The following is a 17,808-nucleotide window of genomic DNA, read 5'->3' on the forward strand; positions in this document are numbered from 1 at the left end:
AACGCCACAGATCATACCCACCCGTCTAGGCCAAAAATATCGCAGCAGTCGGGGTCGGCAGACCAGATGTAAGTGGGCACTTTACCGATGACCGCAAATCGGTCTACTAAGAGCATATACAGGCCGTGAATAAAACGGCCGATCAAAAGAGGATAAAGATGTCTGAAACGATCCGTTTTGACAACCGCGTAGCGATCATCACGGGCGCGGGCGGCGGCTTAGGCAAGGACTACGCACTGGAACTGGCACGACGCGGAGCGCAGGTCGTGGTCAACGACCTTGGCGGCTCGGGTGGCGGCGTGGGAGCCTCGCGTCGACCGGCTGACGAAGTGGTGACACAGATTCTCGACGAAGGCGGGAAAGCGGTCGCTAATTATGACAGCGTTTCAACTCGTGCAGGTGGAGCCGCGATCGTGCAAACGGCCCTCGACAATTTCGGCAGGGTCGACATTTGCATCGCTAACGCGGGCATATTGCGCAACAACCGGTTCGAGGACATTTCCGACGAACAGCTGAACGTGGTGCTCGATGTGCATCTGAAGGGCGCGTTCTATGTCGTGCAGCCCGCTTATCGCGCCATGCGGCAGAACGGCTATGGCCGTATCGTGTTCACCGGCTCAGCATCGGCAATGTACGGTCATGCGTGGCAGGCGAACTATGCGGCGGCGAAGGGCGGACTGATGGGTCTCAGCAACGTCGTGGCTATCGAGGGCTCGGCGTATGGCATAAAGTCCAACTTGCTCATGCCGACGGCCGCGTCTCGTCTTGGCGACGAGATGACGGAGGGCTTCAAGGAAATACCTGAGTTCGTCAAATCGCTGGAGAATGCCGACTTCTCCATCAGCGAAGGTCGAAGCACGGTCTCATTCAACACCCCGCTTGTCCTTTATCTGGCGAGTGAGCAGTGCCGCTCAACCCATGGCATCTTCAGCGCCAACAGCGGTCGTTATGCCAAGGTCCATATCTGTGCATCGGATGGCTGGGTTACGCCTGCAGGCACAACGCCTGCCCTGCCCGAAGACATCGCGGAGCATTATGACCAGATCGCGGATCTTACGCATCATCACGAGCCGATGACCGTCTACGAGGAATTCAACGCGGTGGCAGCAGCTGCCCGCCGCCAAGGCGTGATCTGACAGATTGCCACCAAGAGCCAAGGGGAGCGGAAATGGATAATTTAACGGTCCCCGATCACGTTCCGGCTGACTTGGTGCGTAACTTCAATCTCTTCGATTTTGAAGGATCCAGCGTCGACGTGCACCGTGCGTGGCGCCGGGTCATCGAAACCGAACCGCCCATTTTCTACACGCCTTTGTTCGGCGGATATTGGGTGCTGAACCGAGCAGAACTGCTGGAGGAAGTGTGGCCTGACGCCGAGCTTTTCTCGTCCGGCATGGGCGGGGTGGGCATTCCGCCCTCGCCGAAGGATTTGCCGCCTTTTCTTCCCATCGACTCCGACGATCCGTTTCACCGTGCGTTACGCCGCCCCCTCAACATCGCCCTCTCTCCCAAGGCGATCTCTCAACTGGCGACCACGGCCCGATCGCTGACGATCGATCTCATTGATGGTTTGGTCGCACGAGGCGAATGCGACTTCGTCAACGAATTCTCGCTGATCATGCCGATGGAGGTGTTCCTGCGGATCGTCGATCTGCCATCCAGCGATCGCGGTCACCTCATCAGCCTTGCGCACGACTCCATCAAGAACCCCGACGTGCAGCGCCGGTTCGCGGCAACCAAAGAAATGATCGCCTACGTCGATGGTTGGGTGAAGAAGCGTGTCGCTGATCCGGCCAGCGACCTCATCAGCATCGTGGTGACCATGGATGCGGGTGGGCGGCCGCTAACCCATGATGAACAGGTCGGCTATATAACCCAGCTCATGTTCGGGGGCCTCGACACGGTCGGCGGCACGATGGCAATGATCTGCAAGCACCTTGCCGAACATCCGGTTGATCGCAAATACGTCGCGGAACACATCACGACCAATCCTGGTCTCGTGGAAGAGCTGTTGCGGCGCTACTCGATTCCCAGCCTCGCGCGGTCTTTGACGCGGGATGTGGAATTCCATGGCGTGCAGATGAAGCGGGGCGAGCGTGTCATGCTGCCCACCATGGTTCATGGCCTAGATGAGCGCCGATGGGATAATGCCATGGAAGTGGATCTCCAGCGCGCGCCTCGCGATCATATGGCATTCGGCAAAGGTATCCATCGCTGTCCTGGGGCTAATCTGGCCCGTGCCGAAATCAGGATCTTCCTGGAAGAGTGGCTGAAGCGCATTCCCGATTTCGAAATCGATCCGACCAAGAAAGTGCGTTATCAGAGCGGCAGCGTTGCCGGTATTCTGACGCTTCCTATTATTTGGCCCGTCAATTAGGCGTCGCCCTTATTGCAAGGTGATATTGTGGTCAAAGTGACATTCGTCGAACATGATGGCACGAAATATGAAATCGAAGCTGCTGAAGGCGAGACGCTCATGCGCGTCGCGCTCGACAATGGGGTATCCGGCATCATCGCTGATTGCGGAGGCGTATGCAGTTGTGCCACTTGCCATGCCTACCTTGAGGAAGGTTTCTTCGATCTGGCCAATCCGGCAAGTGAAGAAGAAAACGACATGCTAGAGTGCGCGATCGACTTCCGACCGACGAATAGACTGACATGCCAAGTAAAGCTCAGCAGGGCGCTCGACGGCATGACGGTCAAAGTACCCGCCTCGCAGCTCTGAGGGTTGCACCGCGGTTTCGCGGCAACCAGGATTTGCGATGATTACCCTTAAGGCCGGGTGTTTCGTCCGGTCTGCATCCATGGAGCCTCCATGACGAGCGATTACGATCCAGATGCCGCCACACAGCTAGAAATATACCGGCGTGTTGCATTGTTGAAGGCTAACGACGAGCGTAGTCGCAAGGTCATCATGACCGGTCGCCTCGTCATGCCCTATTATAGCTATCGCGGGCAGGAAGTCATTCCGGCGGCTGCGATGACCGCACTTACCGACGACGACTACTTGGTGACCATCTACCGAGGCATCCACGACATGCTGGCCAAGGGCATGCCGCTGAACGATCTTTGGGCCGAAATCGCCGGCCGCATGGATGGCACTTGCAAGGGCAAGGGCGGGCCAATGCACCTGACTTATCCCAAGAAGGGCATCATGGTGACGACGGGTATCGTCGGTTCATCGATGCCGATCGCGACCGGCATCGCCTGGGGAGCGCAACTTGCCGGCGAGGGCCGCGTCGCCGTGGCGACATTCGGTGATGGCGCTTCGAATATCGGCGCCTTCCATGAATCGCTGAACCTGGCGTCCGTCTGGAAGCTGCCCGTGATTTTCCTTTGTCAGAATAACCATTATGGCGAACATACGGCCTATGAAAAGGCAACATCTGCGAAACGCGTCGCCGATCGCGCGGGTAGTTATTCGATGCCGGGCGTTCGTATCGACGGCAACGACCCCATCGAGATGTACGCCACGATGCGCGAAGCGGTGGAGCGGGCGCGGGGAGGCGGAGGACCAACCTTGATCGAAGCGATGACATTCCGCTTCCATGGCCATGTGCTCGGCGATGCGGATGCTTACATGGACAAGGCCCAGAAGAAGGCGGCGATCGAAGCTGATCCCGTGCCCCACTTCCGGGCTCGGCTGATCGCGGAAGGCATCGCCACCGAGACTGACTTGGCGTCGATGGAAGCCGAAATCGATGCGAAGATCGAGGCGGCGATCCAATTCGCGCTGGCATCGCCCTTCCCCGATCCGGAACGAGAACTCACCACCGACGTCTATGCCGAAGGACTGGCCGCATGAGCGACACCGCAATCACAGAAAAGCCTGCCGAGACCAAGGTGAAGCCCTTCACCATCCTCCAGGCAATCAATAGCGCGCTGGCCGACGCCATGGAGGTTGATGACAAGGTTCTCGTTCTGGGCGAGGATGTTGCCGATCCGGAGGAAGGCGGCGTCGTCGGAGTGACCCGCGGGCTATCGACCAGGTTTGGCGATCACCGCGTGCGTTCCACGCCCATCTCAGAGCAAGCCATCATCGGTGCGGCCATCGGCTCCTCTCTGCTCGGCTACAAGCCGGTGGCCGAGATCATGCTGATGAACTTCACGACTGTCGCCATGGACATGATCGTCAATCACGCGGCAAAACTGCGCTACATGTCCGGTGGGCAGACCCATGTTCCCATCGTTATCCGCACCATGACCGGTACGGGTTTTGGATCGGGTGGACAGCATTGTGATTATCTCGAGGCTTGGTTCGCGCATACGGCCGGCATGAAGGTGGTCGCGCCTTCCAATCCCATGGATGCCTATGGTTTGATGCGCGCGGCCATCAACGATCCCGACCCGGTTCTTTATATCGAGAACTTGCCCAATTACTGGCTGCCCGGAACTCCGCCCGAGCCTGGTCACGTCGTCCCACTCGGCAAGGCGCGAATTGCCAAGGAGGGCAGCGACGTTACCGTCGTGAGTTACTCCCGCATCATGAACGAAGCGATGGCGGCCGTCGCGGAGATCGAAGCAGCCGGTGTGTCCGCCGAACTCATCGATTTGCGCACCATCTCACCATGGGACAGGGAAGCCGTCCTCAAGTCCGTGACGAAAACCGGGCGATGCGTGGTCGCGCATGAGGCCGTCACCCAGTTCGGTGTGGGCGCAGAGATCGCGGCGACGATAAGCCACGACCTGTTCGGTAAGCTCAAGAAGCCGGTTGTCCGCCTGGGCGCGCCTTACTCGCCGGTGCCTTTTTCCAAACCGCTCGAGACCGCCTACGCGCCTGACGCCAAGCGTATCGCCGCGGCCGTCATCGCGCTCGCGAAGTAATCGGGACAAAAGAAAAGGGGCGGCGCCTGCCGGCGTCGCCCCTTTTTTGTGCGCGTTCGAGTAGTTTAAGGACGAGACTGGCCAAGCACGTAACGCTCAAGTGTTTGATGAAAATTCAGGATTTCGACTTCCTGCACCGGATTGGGGCGCGCCTCGCGGAAGCCGCGAGTCTTCATCCCCTTTTGAACCGCCTTCATGTTCTGGATATCCTGATTGACGATCAGCTTGAAATCCTTGCCTTCGATATCATCGATATACTGCCGCTCCAGCGGAGGCTCTTTGCCCGGTCCGAAACGCTTCAGCGACCAAATGTTGAAGATGCAGCTTTCCGGATCGTCTCCATTAGGCCGAGCACGGTACCAAACGGCACCATCGAAATACGGCAAGGTGACGCAGTTGGGAAAGATGTGCCAGTCCGCGCCGGCAGCCGCCATCTTCTCGAACGTCAGGTTGGCAGGGTAGCCCGCCCCTTCCGCTTCCGCTGCAGCGCGGCCATGCTCGACCGCCGCCAGGAACGCTTCGTAAGGCGTTGCCGCCTCACCGACCGTTTCAATGATCTTCTTTGACGCTTCATAATCGCGATCCGTCATGATCGCGCCAAAGTCCTCTTCCATCTGGCGGAAGAATTCAATTACGCCAGGACGAAGATCGGCTGGCACTTCTTCGTTGAGGCGCGGAGACGGGCCACCCATCGGCGCAACAGCCTTGAAATAGCCGAAATGACCGTGCTTCCCATGCGCGTAGCTTTGTGTGTAATCATCGCCCTGAACCGGCAGCAGCTGTGGATGGGTGGCGGCGACATGATAGCCCTCCATGAACGCCTCGAGCGCGACCTTCCAGTTACACGGCAGCTTAAGCTCCAGGTACCAGCGGAAACGCATGTTCTCGTATTCGAACGGATCGAGAAACTGCGGTACGGTTTCGAGATACTCGGCAAGCGTCTCGGGATCCTTACTCATGTTGATCCAAATGAACCCGCCCCATACGTCCACATGTACTGGCAGCAAGCCGAGCTCGTCATCCTGCAGCGGTGTCTCATCCCAGTCGTGCCGGTCTTGAACCAACACGTTCTTCCCCTCGAGGTTGAAGGTCCACCCATGATACTTGCACCGGAACTGGTTGGCTCGGCCACAACCTTCTGTGAGCGTCCGCCCGCGATGGGGGCATGAGTTGAAGTAGGCCTTGATCTGTTCCGGCGAAGTGCGAACCACGGTAATCGAGTCGTCGGCGATATCGTAGGTAAGGTAATCGCCAACATTGGGAACCTCCTCAACCCTACCGGCAACCTGCCAAACCTTGGGCCAAAGATGATCTTTTTCACCCTGGAGGAAGTCGCGGGACAGGTAGTTCTCGCGCGACACGCGCGGCGCGCCCGGAGTCGGCTTTAGCTGAGTGGCCACACAAAATCCTCTCTTATTAAGTATCCACTATCATAGTGGTTGCGGAGAAATTTTGAAGAGGCTAATTGCGGGATACAAGCCAGTTTCGCTGTGCGAAGCACAAAGCGGGCAAGTGATTTACGCTCACAGAGGAGCCGGAGAGATGAACGCAATCCCCCAAATCCGCGACTATGACGACGTCCACTACAATCCTTTTACGGCGATGAAGGATCTTGGTGGCGAAGGCAGTGTGCGCGACTTCTACCCTCAACTCAAGGCGCTTCGGCAGAGCAACCCCGTCTATGACGGAGATGTCCGGGAATATTTCGGGCTCCCAGGCGACCTCACTCTGCGGCATGCGCGCAAGGTCAGCATTTTGGGGCACAAGGAAGTGACCCGCGCCCTTCAGGAAACCGCGAACTTTTCCAACACCATCTATAGCAGCAATCTCGGTGTAGCCTTCGGACGCTCTGTCACGACGATGGACAATCCGGAACACAGTCGCTTCCGCCGCCTCTTTCAGACCGCCTTCTCTCCCAGCGGAGTAAAGAAGTGGGGCCAGGAGATCATCCCCCGCCTGATCAATCAGCTGATCGACAATTTTGAAGAGCGGGGACATGCCGAACTGGTCGGGGAATTCACGCTCTACTTCCCTTTTCACTTCATTCACGAATTGATGGCCCTGCCGATGGATGATCGGGAGACATTCCAGAGGCTTGCCTTCGGTCAGATCGCCATTTCCTTCGACCATGAGCATGGCATGGACGCGATCGCCAAGCTGAAAGAATATCTGACCGCGGTCATCCTTGATCGGCGTGCCAATCCACGCGAGCACGACTTCATGTCGATCATCTCCACCGCGGAGATCGATGGAGAGCGACTGCCCGACGATGTGGTGATCAGCTTTTTTCGCCAGCTGATGAACGCTGGGGGTGACACGAGCTACAACGGGTTTTCGACCGTGCTGTGCGCCCTGCTCAATCATCCCGATCAGTTCGAGCGGGTGAAGCAGGATAGACGTCTTGTCGCGGCGGCGATCGAGGAAGGCCTGCGCTGGAACTGCCCCGTGCCGATGATCGCGCGCACGCCGCACCATGAGTTGGAGATGGCTGGTGTGGTCATTCGACCAGGCGATCATATGTCGGTAATGCTCGCGGCGGCCAATCGCGATGAGGGTGCTTTCGATCGACCCGACGAGTTTGACATCAGCCGGGCCTCTCGCGCGCATGCGGCTTTCGGCTATGGTCCGCATATCTGCATCGGCCAGCATCTTGCACGCCTGGAAATGGCGAATGCTCTGAATGCCTTGCTCGACCGGCTGCCCAAGCTTCGTGCGGATGATAGGTCTCCGGCTCCGGAAGTGACTGGTTTCAGCTTGCGCGGGCCACAGAAACTCTACGTTCGGTTCGATTGAGGGAAAGCTTCATGACCAGCACAAGTATTATCCAGTTCCAGTCCGAGGGTGTGACCTGCGAAGGCGATCTGGTACTGCCAGCGGACTTCGATGCCACCGGCTCCTACCCTGCCCTTGTCTTGGGACATGGTTTTACCGTGTCGCGCTCGAGCTTGGTCGAGGAATCGCTACTTTTCGCGCGTGCGGGCTATGTCGTACTTACGATCGACTATCGGCATTTTGGCGGCAGTGGAGGCGAACCTCGCGGGCGCTTGTGGCCCTTTCAGGAAACGGAGGATTTCAAATCGGCTATCGACTGGCTTGAGACCCAGCCAGGTGTCGATCCGAACCGCATCGGCATCTGGGGCACCAGCTTTGGCGGTGGTATCGTCACGCATGTCGCGGCCTATGACTTGCGCGTAAAGGCCTGTGTCGCGCAGGCGCCGATCCTTGACGGCGACCATTGGATACGCTCACTCAATCGCGAAGCCGATTATCTGGCAGTGCGGAAATATCTGCTCGAGGCCCGTCGCACGCGCAAGCGGGACGGTGGAGAGCCCATGTTCGCCGCGGCGGAGCAGCGCGAAGACGGGTTTGTCCCGATGCCGGCCGATCCCGCGATGATCGAGGATGTCATGGGTTGGTACGCGAAAACCGGTGACATGCTCATGCACACCGCGCCGGTAATGACAATCGAAAGTTTTGAGCGGGTGATGGAATTCAGCGCCGTTCATACCGCGGCGAAGATCGCTCCGCGGCCTTATTGCATCGTCCAACTGACGGGGCATGACGTGTATCATCCCAATCAGTCGATCCAGACGGCCTATGCTGGGGCCGGGGAGCCGAAGGAGATCTTCTCGATCCCGATAGACCAGCTCGATTGCTACAAGCCTGACGGACGCGAAAAGTCCATCGGCGCGGCCATCACCTTCTTTGACGCCTATCTCAAATAGGGCCGCGGGCGGAGTTAGCATGGAATTTGACTATATCATCGTCGGCGCGGGATCGGCGGGTTGCGTCATGGCCGATCGACTGTCCGCAGACGGACGCAGCACCGTGCTTCTGCTGGAAGCGGGCGGCACGGACGAACACATGTTCGTGCATATGCCCAAGGGCTTCGGCAAGCTGATCGCGAACCCCAGGAACGTATGGTACCTGCCGACTGAGGAGGCCGACGGCATTCCATCCGAGACCTGGATCCGCGGCAAGCTGTTGGGAGGCTCATCTTCCGTCAACGGGATGATGTATTTCCGCGGCCATCCGGAAGATTATAACGAGTGGGTGGGTCTTGGCGCGCGCGGCTGGGGCTGGGACCAGATGAGCGATGCCTTCGCTGCGATCGAAAATCACGAGTTGGGTGAAGGTGGCGGGCGGGGCACCACCGGTCCACTCCGGGTAAGCGTATCGCCCGACCACAGCGAACTCGGCGATAGAGTGATCGAGGCGGCGGGCGCCATGGGCGTTCCGCGCGTCCCGGACCTCAACCATCCCGATCAAGAGGGCATTGCCTACGCGACCCGGACCATCTATCGCGGACGGCGTCAAAGCGCGGCGAAGGCTTTTCTCAAGCCGGCGCTGGGCCGCCGGAACCTGACGGTTCGCTCGGGCGTATGGGTGGAAAAGATACTGTTCGAGGGGCAACGTGCCGTTGGCCTCAAAGCCACCGAGAACGGGCAGGATGTCGACTTCCGTACCGCCGGTGAGATCATCCTGTGCGCTGGCGGTTTGGCCAGTCCTCCGATCCTGCAACGATCGGGGGTGGGCAATGCGGATCTGCTCAAGGGGCTAGGCATACCGGTGGTGCACAATAGCCCTCGCGTCGGCGAGAATCTGCTCGAGCATCGCTTGCTGATGATGCACTATCGCCTGAATCGACCGATCAGCGGCAATCGCGAATTGCAGGGGCTCGGCCTCGTCAAAAACGCGCTCCGCTACTTCCTGCGGGGCAAGGGCATGTTGGCCGCCGGCTCCTATGACGTGGGTGCATTTCTCAAGACCGATGCAGGTATCAGTCGTCCCGACGTGGAACTGCTGATGGCACCCTGGGGATACGGCTTCAACAGAAAGGGCGAGCCGGTGGTCCTGCGTGATCACAGTTTCCACATGTTCGGCTATCCGCTGCGTTCGCGAAGCCAGGGCTCCATCCGGATAAAATCGGCGGACCCTCAGGTGCCCGCCACGATCAGACCGAACTACCTCAGCGATCCGTATGATTGCGAAGTCACCGTTCGCATGTTCCGCATGATGCGCGAACTTACGCGACAGCGGGCACTGGCCGAGGTGATTTCGGAGGAAATCTCACCGGGTGCTGCGGTCCAGAGTGACGAGGAGATCATCCAGGCCTTCAAGGCGCGCGGCAACGCAGGGTATCATGCCTGTGGTACCATCGCCATGGGCGGCAACGATGCGCCGCTTGACGAGCGAGCACGTGTGCGCGGCGTTGAGCGTTTGCGCGTGGTCGATGGATCCATGTTCCCCACCATGGTGTCGGCGAACACCAACGGACCGATCATGGCGTCTAGCTGGAGAGCATCGAAGTTGATCCTCGCGGATCGCAACTGATCGGAGACGCTTCAGGGAGGCTGCCACCCCATAGAACCTCTAGTTAAAAAACAAAAAACATGAGCGAAGGAGCAGGATATCATGACAGGACGCGTGAAGGACAAGGTCGCCCTGGTAACTGGCGGAGCCCAAGGCATCGGCGAGGCCGCGGCTTACGCCCTTGCCGCCGAGGGCGCGAACGTCATCGTCGCTGATCGCAATGCCAAGGGGGCGGAAAAAACGGCACAGGCCATCCGCGCTAACGGTGGCCACGCCGGGTCGGCCGTCGCCGATATGGGGTCTCAGGATGAAATCGAGGCGCTTATCGCTTCGGTGATCGAAAAGCATGGCCGCGTTGATATTCTGGTCAACAATGCTGCGGCCGTTCACCTTGTCGCGTGCGACAAAAATATCGTCGAGACGGACCTCGCCGTCTGGGATGAAAGCATCCGCGTCAACCTGACCGGTGCGATGCTGGCCAGCCGCTGCACCATACCTCATATGCTTGAGCAGGGCGGCGGTTCGATTGTGATGGTTTCGTCGATGGCGCATCGCTTCGGAAGCGGCATCCATCCCGCCTATGACGTCACGAAAGCGGGCGTCAACGCGCTGGTCCGATCCATTGCCGCAGAGTGGGGGCAGCGGGGCATCCGGTGCAATGCCGTAGCCCCTGGTCTGACGCTCAGCCCAAGCGTCAGGGGGCATTTTGACGCGGCGGCTTTGGCAATCTACGAAGATTTCACCATGTCGCCCGTCATCGGCGAGCCGCGCGATCAAGCTGCGGCGATCCTGTTTCTCTCATCGGACGAGTCGCGGTACATCAACGGAACGGTGATCGAGGTCGATGGCGGTATGGCGGCGGTAATCCCCGTCATACCGGCATTGCGAAAGCTCGGCTGATCGCCTTCCGCACCGCAGCCGATCGTCAGTATGTCGGTCCCGACATGTCTTGATAATCGGCTTCGGTGCACTCGCGTATTGCTTGTGCCGTTACGCCAGGCGCCAGCGCGATAAGCTCGAATGCGCTCTGGCGATCGGCGCGCCGAAACACCGCCAGATTGGTGATGATCATATCGACGACATTCCTGCCAGTAAGCGGAAGAGTGCAGGACTTACGGAACTTTGGCTTACCGTTCTTGTCCACATGATCCATCAACACGATGATGCGCCGAACGCCGGCCACCAGATCCATCGCTCCGCCGGGTCCCTTAACGAGTTTGCCCGGCACCATCCAGTTCGCGAGATCGCCCTGTTCGGACACCTCCATCGCGCCAAGCACCGACAGATGAATATGCCCGCCACGGATCATGCCGAAGCTGTCGGCTGACGACACATAGCTCGTCCGGTCCAGCTCGGTGATCGTCTGTTTGCCGGCGTTGATGATGTCGGCATCCACCTGAGCCTCGGTCGGAAATGGACCAAGACCCAGAATGCCGTTCTCCGACTGAAGCGTGACGTCGATGCAGGGGTCGATGTGGTTCGCGACAAGCGTGGGGATACCGATTCCCAGGTTGACGTAGAATCCGTCTTGGAGTTCCTTAGCCGCCCGGGCGGCCATCTCATCACGGGTCCAAGGCATCATGCTGCCTCCTTCCGCAAGGTGCGTTGCTCGATACGTTTCTCGTTCGACGTAGCAAGGATGAGCCGCTGCACGAATACGCCGGGCGTGTGGATGCTGTCGGGCTCCAGGCTGCCGGGCTCGACCAGTTCTTCTATTTCCGCAACGGTCACGCGCCCGCAGGTTGCCGCCATGGGATTGAAGTTGCGGGCGGACTTTCGGTAGACAAGATTGCCATAGGGGTCGCCCTTCCATGCTTTGACGATCGCAAGGTTGGCGACGATCCCCCGCTCGAGAACATAGACCTCGTCGTCGAAGATCTTCGTTTCTTTTCCTTCAGCGATCAGCGTACCGACCCCCGTTCGGGTATAGAAGCCTGGGATTCCGGCGCCGCCGGCGCGCATCCGCTCGGCGAGCGTCCCCTGCGGGCAAAATTCGATTTCGAGTTCGCCGGCCAGATATTGGCGTTCGAATTCCTTGTTCTCGCCGACGTAGGAACTGATCATCTTGCGGATCTGACGCATGCGCAATAGCCTGCCGAGACCGAAATCATCGACACCGGCATTGTTGGAAACCGCCGTCACATCTTTGATACCGCTAGCAACCAAGGCCTCGATCAGCGTCTCGGGGATGCCGCACAGGCCGAAACCACCCGCGGCAATGGTCATGCCGTCGGTCAGTAGCCCCTCAAGCGCGCTCGCGGCATCGGGGAACATCTTTTGCACCATTCTTCCTCCCATCCGGCTCACGCGAAGCGCTGAGCCCTGACTTTCAGCTAGTGATCTTTTCCGTCGAAGCACAACTGAATTGTGGACCTTGGCCACGAAACGCGCATCAAGCCGGATAAGCCATTTCGCGCCCGACGCAGCACCACCATTTGGTGATATCCCATAAGGCCTGCCCGACACTAGAACTTGCGCCGAAACGATCGAGGAGAGGTCATGAACGCCATCCCACAACAGGCCGCCAAGCCAGCCTTGATGCATCCAGCAGCGGAATTCAACCGCAGCCCGACGCTGCAACGTCTATTGGCAACGCTGGACGAAGATGATTTCCTCCTCACCGCGGGCGACGAGCTGCCGAAGCTCCAACTGCAGGCAGCGCGTGAAGTGTTCGCAGCCCAGCGTCGGCGGGTCCAGGTCCTCAAGCGACGGGCGGAGGATACCGGGATCGACGAGATCGGCGGCAAGGACGACATCGTTCCCCTGCTCTTCGCACACTCGGTCTACAAATCCTATCCGGCCAGCTTCATCAGCAAGGGGCAATGGGGTCGCTTGCTGAAATGGTACTCCACCTTGACCGCCCTGCCCGTCGATACGGTCGATTTGGACGGCGTGGAGGATATTGACGGCTTTCTTGGACGGCTGTGGGATGCAGGGCACAAGGTGTTCACCAGCAGCGGCACATCCGGCAAGGTATCGATCCTCGCCCGCGCCGACGCCGATTACGAGGTCTACCAAAGTATCATCGATGACAACTTCTGCTGGCCCAAGCCGTCGCCGCAGGAAGCCATGCGCTATTACCAGATGACGCCCAAGGACGGTTATTACATCATCATGTGCACGTCCGACCGGATGACCGCACGCTTCGCCATTCCGGGACAGGTGAAATATTTGTCCGAAGATCGTCTGAGCGTCAAATCGCTTATGCGCGCGGCTGAAATGCGGCAGCGCATCGGCGATGGAACTGTCAGCCCCAGCGAGATTGCCGCGTTCGAGGCAGAGGTGCTGTCGCAGCAGGCCAAAGCCGTTGCCGAGTTCGACGCCATCGCCGACGAGATCATCGACAACTTCGACAAGCCAATGCTGCTCTCGGCGCAATGGGGCATGCTCTGGCGCCTGGTCGAACGCGCACGCGTGCGCGGCATTCGGGAGGGATCGATGCATCCCGGTTCGGTCATCGCGACCGGCGGCGGAACCAAGGGGCTCGTCCTTCCGCCCGACTACCAAGAACAGACATGGAAATTTTTGGGCCCGGTCCATCACGTGCTCAACGTCTATGGTATGAGCGAGATGTCGACCTGCTATCCCGCGTGCGAACACGGAAAGTATCATATCGTGCCGTGGATCATGCCGTTCATCCTTGACGGGTCCGGCGAAGAGATCGTTCAGCCGGTACATGGCAAGTCCGAAGGCCGTTTCGCATTTCTCGACCTGTCGTACGGCTCTCGCTGGGGCGGCCTCATCTCGGGCGATAAGGTCATCATGGATCATGCCGAGACCTGCAGCTGCGGCCGGCCGGGCCCGGTGATCCTGCCCCACATCTCGCGCTTCACAGGCCCCGGCGAGGACGACAAGATCGGCTGCGCCGGGACCATCGAGTCCTATATCCGTGGAGCTATCACGGAATGAACACCAACATCATCGTTCCAGCCTCAGGTGCCGCTCAGAGCGCCGCGCAGGTCACGCATATTATCAAGGGCGAGGTCGTCGAGGGCGCAAAAATCGTCTTCGGCAGCGGCGATGGTACCTTCGTTACTCCGCATCTGGATATCGACACCCTGGTATGGTCACGGCGCGAGCTCGGGCCAGCTTTTGAAGTCTCGACGGCCGAGATTCTCGATCTGCTCGTCGCCACTGGTGAGCGGATGCGCAGCGATCCCGACGGGTATATGGCTGAAGCGCTGGAGAACATGGCGCGGACTTGCACGCTGGAGCGGCGCATCGTCGAGAACTGCTATGAAGACATCGTCCAGATATTTACCGACCGGACCTCGCTCGAGTTCATGATCAAGCAGGAACTCGGCGGCACGGATGTGCTCGACGGTTGGCGCGAGGTGCAGCGGCCGGACGGACGGACGCTGCGCTTACGCGCCTACCCGCCGCGGTTGCTGCACGTCCTTGGCGGTAACGTCCCCAGCGTCGCGGCCGGGACCATCGCACAGGCGGCTCTGACCAAGGGCGTCCATCTGCTCAAGATGCCTTCTAACGATCTGTACACCGCACCTGCGATCCTACGGACGATGAATGCAGTCGCGCCCGGGCATCCTTTGGTTCGTTCCTTCTCGGCGGTGTATTGGCGCGGCGGCGATAAATCGGTCGAAAGCCGGATCTGCCGGCCACAATACTCGACAAGGTGGTCGCCTGGGGCGGCGAAGCGGCTATTCGCGGCATCAAGACCTACACCGGCCCCGGCTTGGAACTGGTCAGCTTCGATCCCAAGACGTCCATATCACTGATCGGGCGTGAAGCTTTCGCCAATCCCGCCACCTTGGCTGAAGCTGCCGAATTGGCGGCAATCGACGCGACCCATTATAATCAGGAAGGATGCGTATGCTCACGCTTCCAGTTCATCGAGGGCAGGCTTGACGAGATCGACCGATTTTGTGAGTTGCTCCAGCAGAACCTGGCGCGCGAGCGGCGGACGACATCTGCCTTCTGTTCGAAGATCGGGGGCGAACTGCGGGACGAGATTAGCGCACTTCGCGAAATGGAGCCGGAACATCGCGTTTGGGGCAGCTATGATGGGTCGGGTCTCGTGATCCGATCGCTCGAACCGGTCGAATTTCATCCTGAAGGAAAGATCGTCAACGTCGTGCCGATTTCGTCGCTTGAGAAAGCGACTGACTTCGCCACTGTCGCGACTGCGACTGTGGGCGTTTATCCTTCGGCCCGTAAGGCAGCCTTGCGCGACGGACTCGCCAATGCAGGAGTGCAGCGCGTGACTGACCTCGGCCAAGCCATGGCGGGCGGCTTCGGCACTCCTCACGACGGCTTCTGGGCACTCAATCGCTGCATGCGCTGGGTCACCGACGAGGATGCCGCCGATTTCCGCAGGCTGGCTCATTAAGAGGGCGGGACGCAGGACAGACTTAGACGTTGCAGCGCCGCGCCGTTTTCGTGCTAATGTTCCGCCTAGAGGAGGTTGCCCTGTGTCGATATCTCCCTGTAGAAAAGGCGCAATTTCGCCGTTGGGAAGAGTGATGGCGAAAGCGCCGACCGATCCGGCCATGCTCGACCTAGACGGGCTCAAGGCAATCGAGGCGCTGTACGATGCTCCGCTTCGCGCCGATGCGTGGCAGGATTTCCTGGCGATCATCCGCCCCCGTTTGGACGTCGACTCGGTTTTCCTCGCCTTTCGACTGCGTGGCGAGGATGAGGACTCGCTGCAGATCCAGGCTTCTCAAGGCGACATCCAAGCCTTCAGCGAGCGTTATTTTACGCACTTTACCGCGAACAATCCTTTTAATTATCGGTCGATGATCTTTCATCGCGTCTATCGCCTGGAAGATTTTATTTCTGGCGGGCAGCTGGCGGACAGCGTTCTCTATCAGGAGCACCTGAAGCCTGAGGGGCTCGGGACGGTGGAGATCGTGAAGATCGGCTGGCAGGACGGACCCAAGGCCCACCTGGCTTGGGTGCGTAAGGAACACCGCGGCCTTGCACCGGCGGACAGCGCTTGGTTGTCCGGGCTTTTACCTCATGCGGACAGGGCCGTGGCCCTCTTTTCGCGGTTTCGCCTGAGCCAACGGGTACCCGAACTTTTCGCCAAGATCTTCAATCGCTTGTCGTTCGGTGCCTTGGCGATCAGCCGGAGCAGTCGGGTGCTCTTCTCCAATCGCCTGGCGCTTGAGTTGATTGAGGGCAATGACGCCGTGTCCATCAGGCAGGATCGCCTGGTTCTTCACGATTCTACTCAAGCAAGGTTCGTGGCGCGGCTTGCCGCTCAACCGCATCTGGTAGACACGCTACCAGTCGAGGATCGGGTGTTGGGCTTGGGCAAGCAGAGTTCGCGGCTCGCGGCGCTGCTCATGCCGATCGATGCCCGTAATGTCTTCGACATGGCCATTCCTGCCAACGTCATGATCTACCTTCACGACTTGCGCACCACCGCTCATGCCTCTCCGGCAATGGTTGCCAAGCTGTTCGGATTGGCGCCGGCGGAGGCGCGGCTCGCCATTCTGCTTGGCGAGGGGCTGACGCTACGTGAGGCCGCTGCCAAGATGGGCATCACGGAGAATAGCGTGCCAGCTATTCGAAGAACATCCTTCACAAAAAACAGGCCTGAACCGACAAGCCGAGGTCGTAAGGCTTATCCAACGAAGCATGGCGCTGTTTGCCTCCTAGCTTCATTATGCATAGTCAATAGAAAAGGATACGGAATTTGACGACAGTTGCTGTAACGGGTGCCACAGGCTTTGTCGGCGTTCACTGCATCGCCAATCTGCTTGGGCGGGGCTATGACGTGCGTGGCACTATTCGCTCCCAGGCTCGGGCGGGTGATGTCGAGGCAATGCTCGAGCGCGCCGGAATCGAACGCGCAGGTTCGCTGCGATTGCTCGAAGCTGATTTGATATCCGATGCTGGCTGGAACGATGTCGTGGAGGGTTGCGACTATGTGTTGCACGTGGCCTCGCCCTTTCCTGCCCAAAAGCCCGAAGACCCTGAAGATCTTATCCGTCCGGCGCGGGATGGCACGCTGCGCGTCTTGCGCGCCAGCATTGCCGCGGGCGTAAAAAGAGTCGTCCTGACCTCATCCGTGGCAGCGGTGAGTTACGGTCACAAGGTCGACGGCCGTCCCTATGACGAGCGCGACTGGACGAACCTGTCGTCTCCGGAGGCCGATCCCTATACCCATTCGAAAACGCTGGCCGAACTCGCGGCGTGGGACCTGATCGCGCAAGACGATTCCGCGACGGAACTCACCACGATCGCACCGGTAGGTATCTACGGCCCGGTTTTGGGAGAACCGTTGTCGACCTCCATCTCGCTGATCCGGTACTTGCTCGCAGGCTATATGCCTGTCGTACCCCGTATCTATTTCGGTATCGTTGACATTCGCGACCTGGCGGACTTGCATGTGCGCGCCATGCTGTCCGACCAAGCGGCAGGAGAGCGTTTCATCGCGACTTCCGGCAGCGACTTTTCCATTCTTGAACTTGCCGACATCCTGCGCGAAGCTTTCCCCGGTTTCCGGGATCGACTGCCTACCGGCACAATGCCCGATGAGCAGGTGCCGCCCCTGATGGCACCGCAAATTGGCATCCGACGCGACACAACATCCGATAAGGCGAAGCGATTGCTGGACTGGCACCCGCGCAGCACGCAGGAAGCAGTCGTTGCAACCGCACAAAGCCTGATCGATTTGGGGCTCGTCGCCTAGACAGTTCGCTC

17 protein-coding genes are annotated in these 17,808 nt (G+C 59.3%); 14 read left to right on the top strand and 3 right to left on the bottom strand.

Translation table 11 applies throughout. The features are described 5' to 3' along the window. The first annotated feature begins 158 nt into the window (after nucleotides 1-158). The 5 genes from ACZ1JM_RS02995 (at nucleotide 159) to ACZ1JM_RS03015 (ending at nucleotide 4,824) form a co-directional block, all read left to right on the top strand. Nucleotides 159-1,136 carry an SDR family NAD(P)-dependent oxidoreductase gene (locus ACZ1JM_RS02995; RefSeq protein ID WP_465131658.1) on the top strand — a complete coding sequence of 326 codons (978 nt, stop codon included), beginning with the start codon at nucleotides 159-161 and terminating at the stop codon, nucleotides 1,134-1,136. A gap of 32 nt (nucleotides 1,137-1,168) precedes the next feature. Further along, a complete protein-coding gene (locus ACZ1JM_RS03000) occupies nucleotides 1,169-2,377 on the top strand; it encodes a cytochrome P450 (RefSeq protein ID WP_465131659.1) in 1,209 nt (402 codons plus the stop codon). A gap of 12 nt (nucleotides 2,378-2,389) precedes the next feature. After that, nucleotides 2,390-2,725, top strand: coding sequence for a 2Fe-2S iron-sulfur cluster-binding protein (locus ACZ1JM_RS03005; RefSeq protein WP_465131660.1), 336 nt, complete (start codon nucleotides 2,390-2,392; stop codon nucleotides 2,723-2,725). 90 nt (nucleotides 2,726-2,815) lie between these two features. Then, nucleotides 2,816-3,805 (top strand): thiamine pyrophosphate-dependent dehydrogenase E1 component subunit alpha, encoded by a 990-nt coding sequence (locus ACZ1JM_RS03010; RefSeq protein WP_465131661.1) that lies wholly within the window; start codon nucleotides 2,816-2,818, stop codon nucleotides 3,803-3,805. Further along, the gene (locus ACZ1JM_RS03015) at nucleotides 3,802-4,824 is read left to right on the top strand and encodes an alpha-ketoacid dehydrogenase subunit beta (RefSeq protein WP_465131662.1); all 1,023 of its coding nucleotides are present in this window, start codon (nucleotides 3,802-3,804) and stop codon (nucleotides 4,822-4,824) included. Before ACZ1JM_RS03010 ends, ACZ1JM_RS03015 begins: the two co-directional genes overlap by 4 nt. Before the next feature lie 65 nt (nucleotides 4,825-4,889). On the opposite strand, the gene ACZ1JM_RS03020 is transcribed toward ACZ1JM_RS03015, so the two are convergent. Then, on the bottom strand, nucleotides 4,890-6,224 hold the full coding sequence (locus ACZ1JM_RS03020; protein WP_465131663.1) for an aromatic ring-hydroxylating oxygenase subunit alpha: 1,335 nt from the start codon (nucleotides 6,222-6,224) through the stop codon (nucleotides 4,890-4,892). Between the two features lie 142 nt (nucleotides 6,225-6,366). Here ACZ1JM_RS03020 and ACZ1JM_RS03025 point away from each other — a divergent pair, with 142 nt between their 5' ends. The 4 genes from ACZ1JM_RS03025 to ACZ1JM_RS03040 all read left to right on the top strand — a co-directional run bounded on the left by ACZ1JM_RS03025 (nucleotide 6,367) and on the right by ACZ1JM_RS03040 (nucleotide 11,037). Then, nucleotides 6,367-7,617, top strand: a complete 1,251-nt coding sequence (locus ACZ1JM_RS03025; protein ID WP_465131664.1) for a cytochrome P450 — start codon at nucleotides 6,367-6,369, stop codon at nucleotides 7,615-7,617. Nucleotides 7,618-7,628: 11 nt separating this feature from the next. Next, entirely contained in the window at nucleotides 7,629-8,549 is a 921-nt protein-coding gene (locus tag ACZ1JM_RS03030; RefSeq protein WP_465131665.1) for an alpha/beta hydrolase, read from the top strand. A 19-nt stretch (nucleotides 8,550-8,568) separates the two neighbouring features. Beyond that, nucleotides 8,569-10,158 carry a GMC family oxidoreductase gene (locus ACZ1JM_RS03035; RefSeq protein ID WP_465131666.1) on the top strand — a complete coding sequence of 530 codons (1,590 nt, stop codon included), beginning with the start codon at nucleotides 8,569-8,571 and terminating at the stop codon, nucleotides 10,156-10,158. An 81-nt stretch (nucleotides 10,159-10,239) separates the two neighbouring features. Then, nucleotides 10,240-11,037 (top strand): SDR family NAD(P)-dependent oxidoreductase, encoded by a 798-nt coding sequence (locus tag ACZ1JM_RS03040; RefSeq protein WP_465131667.1) that lies wholly within the window; start codon nucleotides 10,240-10,242, stop codon nucleotides 11,035-11,037. Between the two features lie 25 nt (nucleotides 11,038-11,062). Here ACZ1JM_RS03040 and ACZ1JM_RS03045 read toward each other — a convergent pair whose 3' ends face one another. Together ACZ1JM_RS03045 and ACZ1JM_RS03050 are read right to left on the bottom strand one after the other, a co-directional pair. Next, nucleotides 11,063-11,716, bottom strand: a complete 654-nt coding sequence (locus tag ACZ1JM_RS03045) for a 3-oxoacid CoA-transferase subunit B (RefSeq protein WP_465132565.1) — start codon at nucleotides 11,714-11,716, stop codon at nucleotides 11,063-11,065. Further along, nucleotides 11,716-12,423, bottom strand: coding sequence for a CoA transferase subunit A (locus ACZ1JM_RS03050; protein WP_465131668.1), 708 nt, complete (start codon nucleotides 12,421-12,423; stop codon nucleotides 11,716-11,718). Before ACZ1JM_RS03050 ends, ACZ1JM_RS03045 begins: the two co-directional genes overlap by 1 nt. A 213-nt stretch (nucleotides 12,424-12,636) precedes the next feature. Between ACZ1JM_RS03050 and ACZ1JM_RS03055 the strand changes: the two genes are divergently transcribed. The 5 genes from ACZ1JM_RS03055 to ACZ1JM_RS03075 all read left to right on the top strand — a co-directional run bounded on the left by ACZ1JM_RS03055 (nucleotide 12,637) and on the right by ACZ1JM_RS03075 (nucleotide 17,797). Beyond that, nucleotides 12,637-14,046 (top strand): hypothetical protein, encoded by a 1,410-nt coding sequence (locus ACZ1JM_RS03055; RefSeq protein WP_465131669.1) that lies wholly within the window; start codon nucleotides 12,637-12,639, stop codon nucleotides 14,044-14,046. Beyond that, entirely contained in the window at nucleotides 14,043-14,873 is an 831-nt protein-coding gene (locus tag ACZ1JM_RS03060; RefSeq protein ID WP_465131670.1) for an acyl-CoA reductase, read from the top strand. Before ACZ1JM_RS03055 ends, ACZ1JM_RS03060 begins: the two co-directional genes overlap by 4 nt. Next, entirely contained in the window at nucleotides 14,771-15,484 is a 714-nt protein-coding gene (locus ACZ1JM_RS03065) for an acyl-CoA reductase (RefSeq protein ID WP_465131671.1), read from the top strand. The genes ACZ1JM_RS03060 and ACZ1JM_RS03065 overlap by 103 nt, the downstream gene beginning before the upstream one ends. A 133-nt stretch (nucleotides 15,485-15,617) precedes the next feature. Then, on the top strand, nucleotides 15,618-16,802 hold the full coding sequence (locus ACZ1JM_RS03070; protein ID WP_465131672.1) for a helix-turn-helix transcriptional regulator: 1,185 nt from the start codon (nucleotides 15,618-15,620) through the stop codon (nucleotides 16,800-16,802). Beyond that, on the top strand, nucleotides 16,799-17,797 hold the full coding sequence (locus tag ACZ1JM_RS03075; RefSeq protein ID WP_465131673.1) for an SDR family oxidoreductase: 999 nt from the start codon (nucleotides 16,799-16,801) through the stop codon (nucleotides 17,795-17,797). The genes ACZ1JM_RS03070 and ACZ1JM_RS03075 overlap by 4 nt, the downstream gene beginning before the upstream one ends. Nucleotides 17,798-17,808: the final 11 nt, after the last annotated feature.

Source organism: Novosphingobium sp. BL-S-24, from assembly GCF_055521575.1.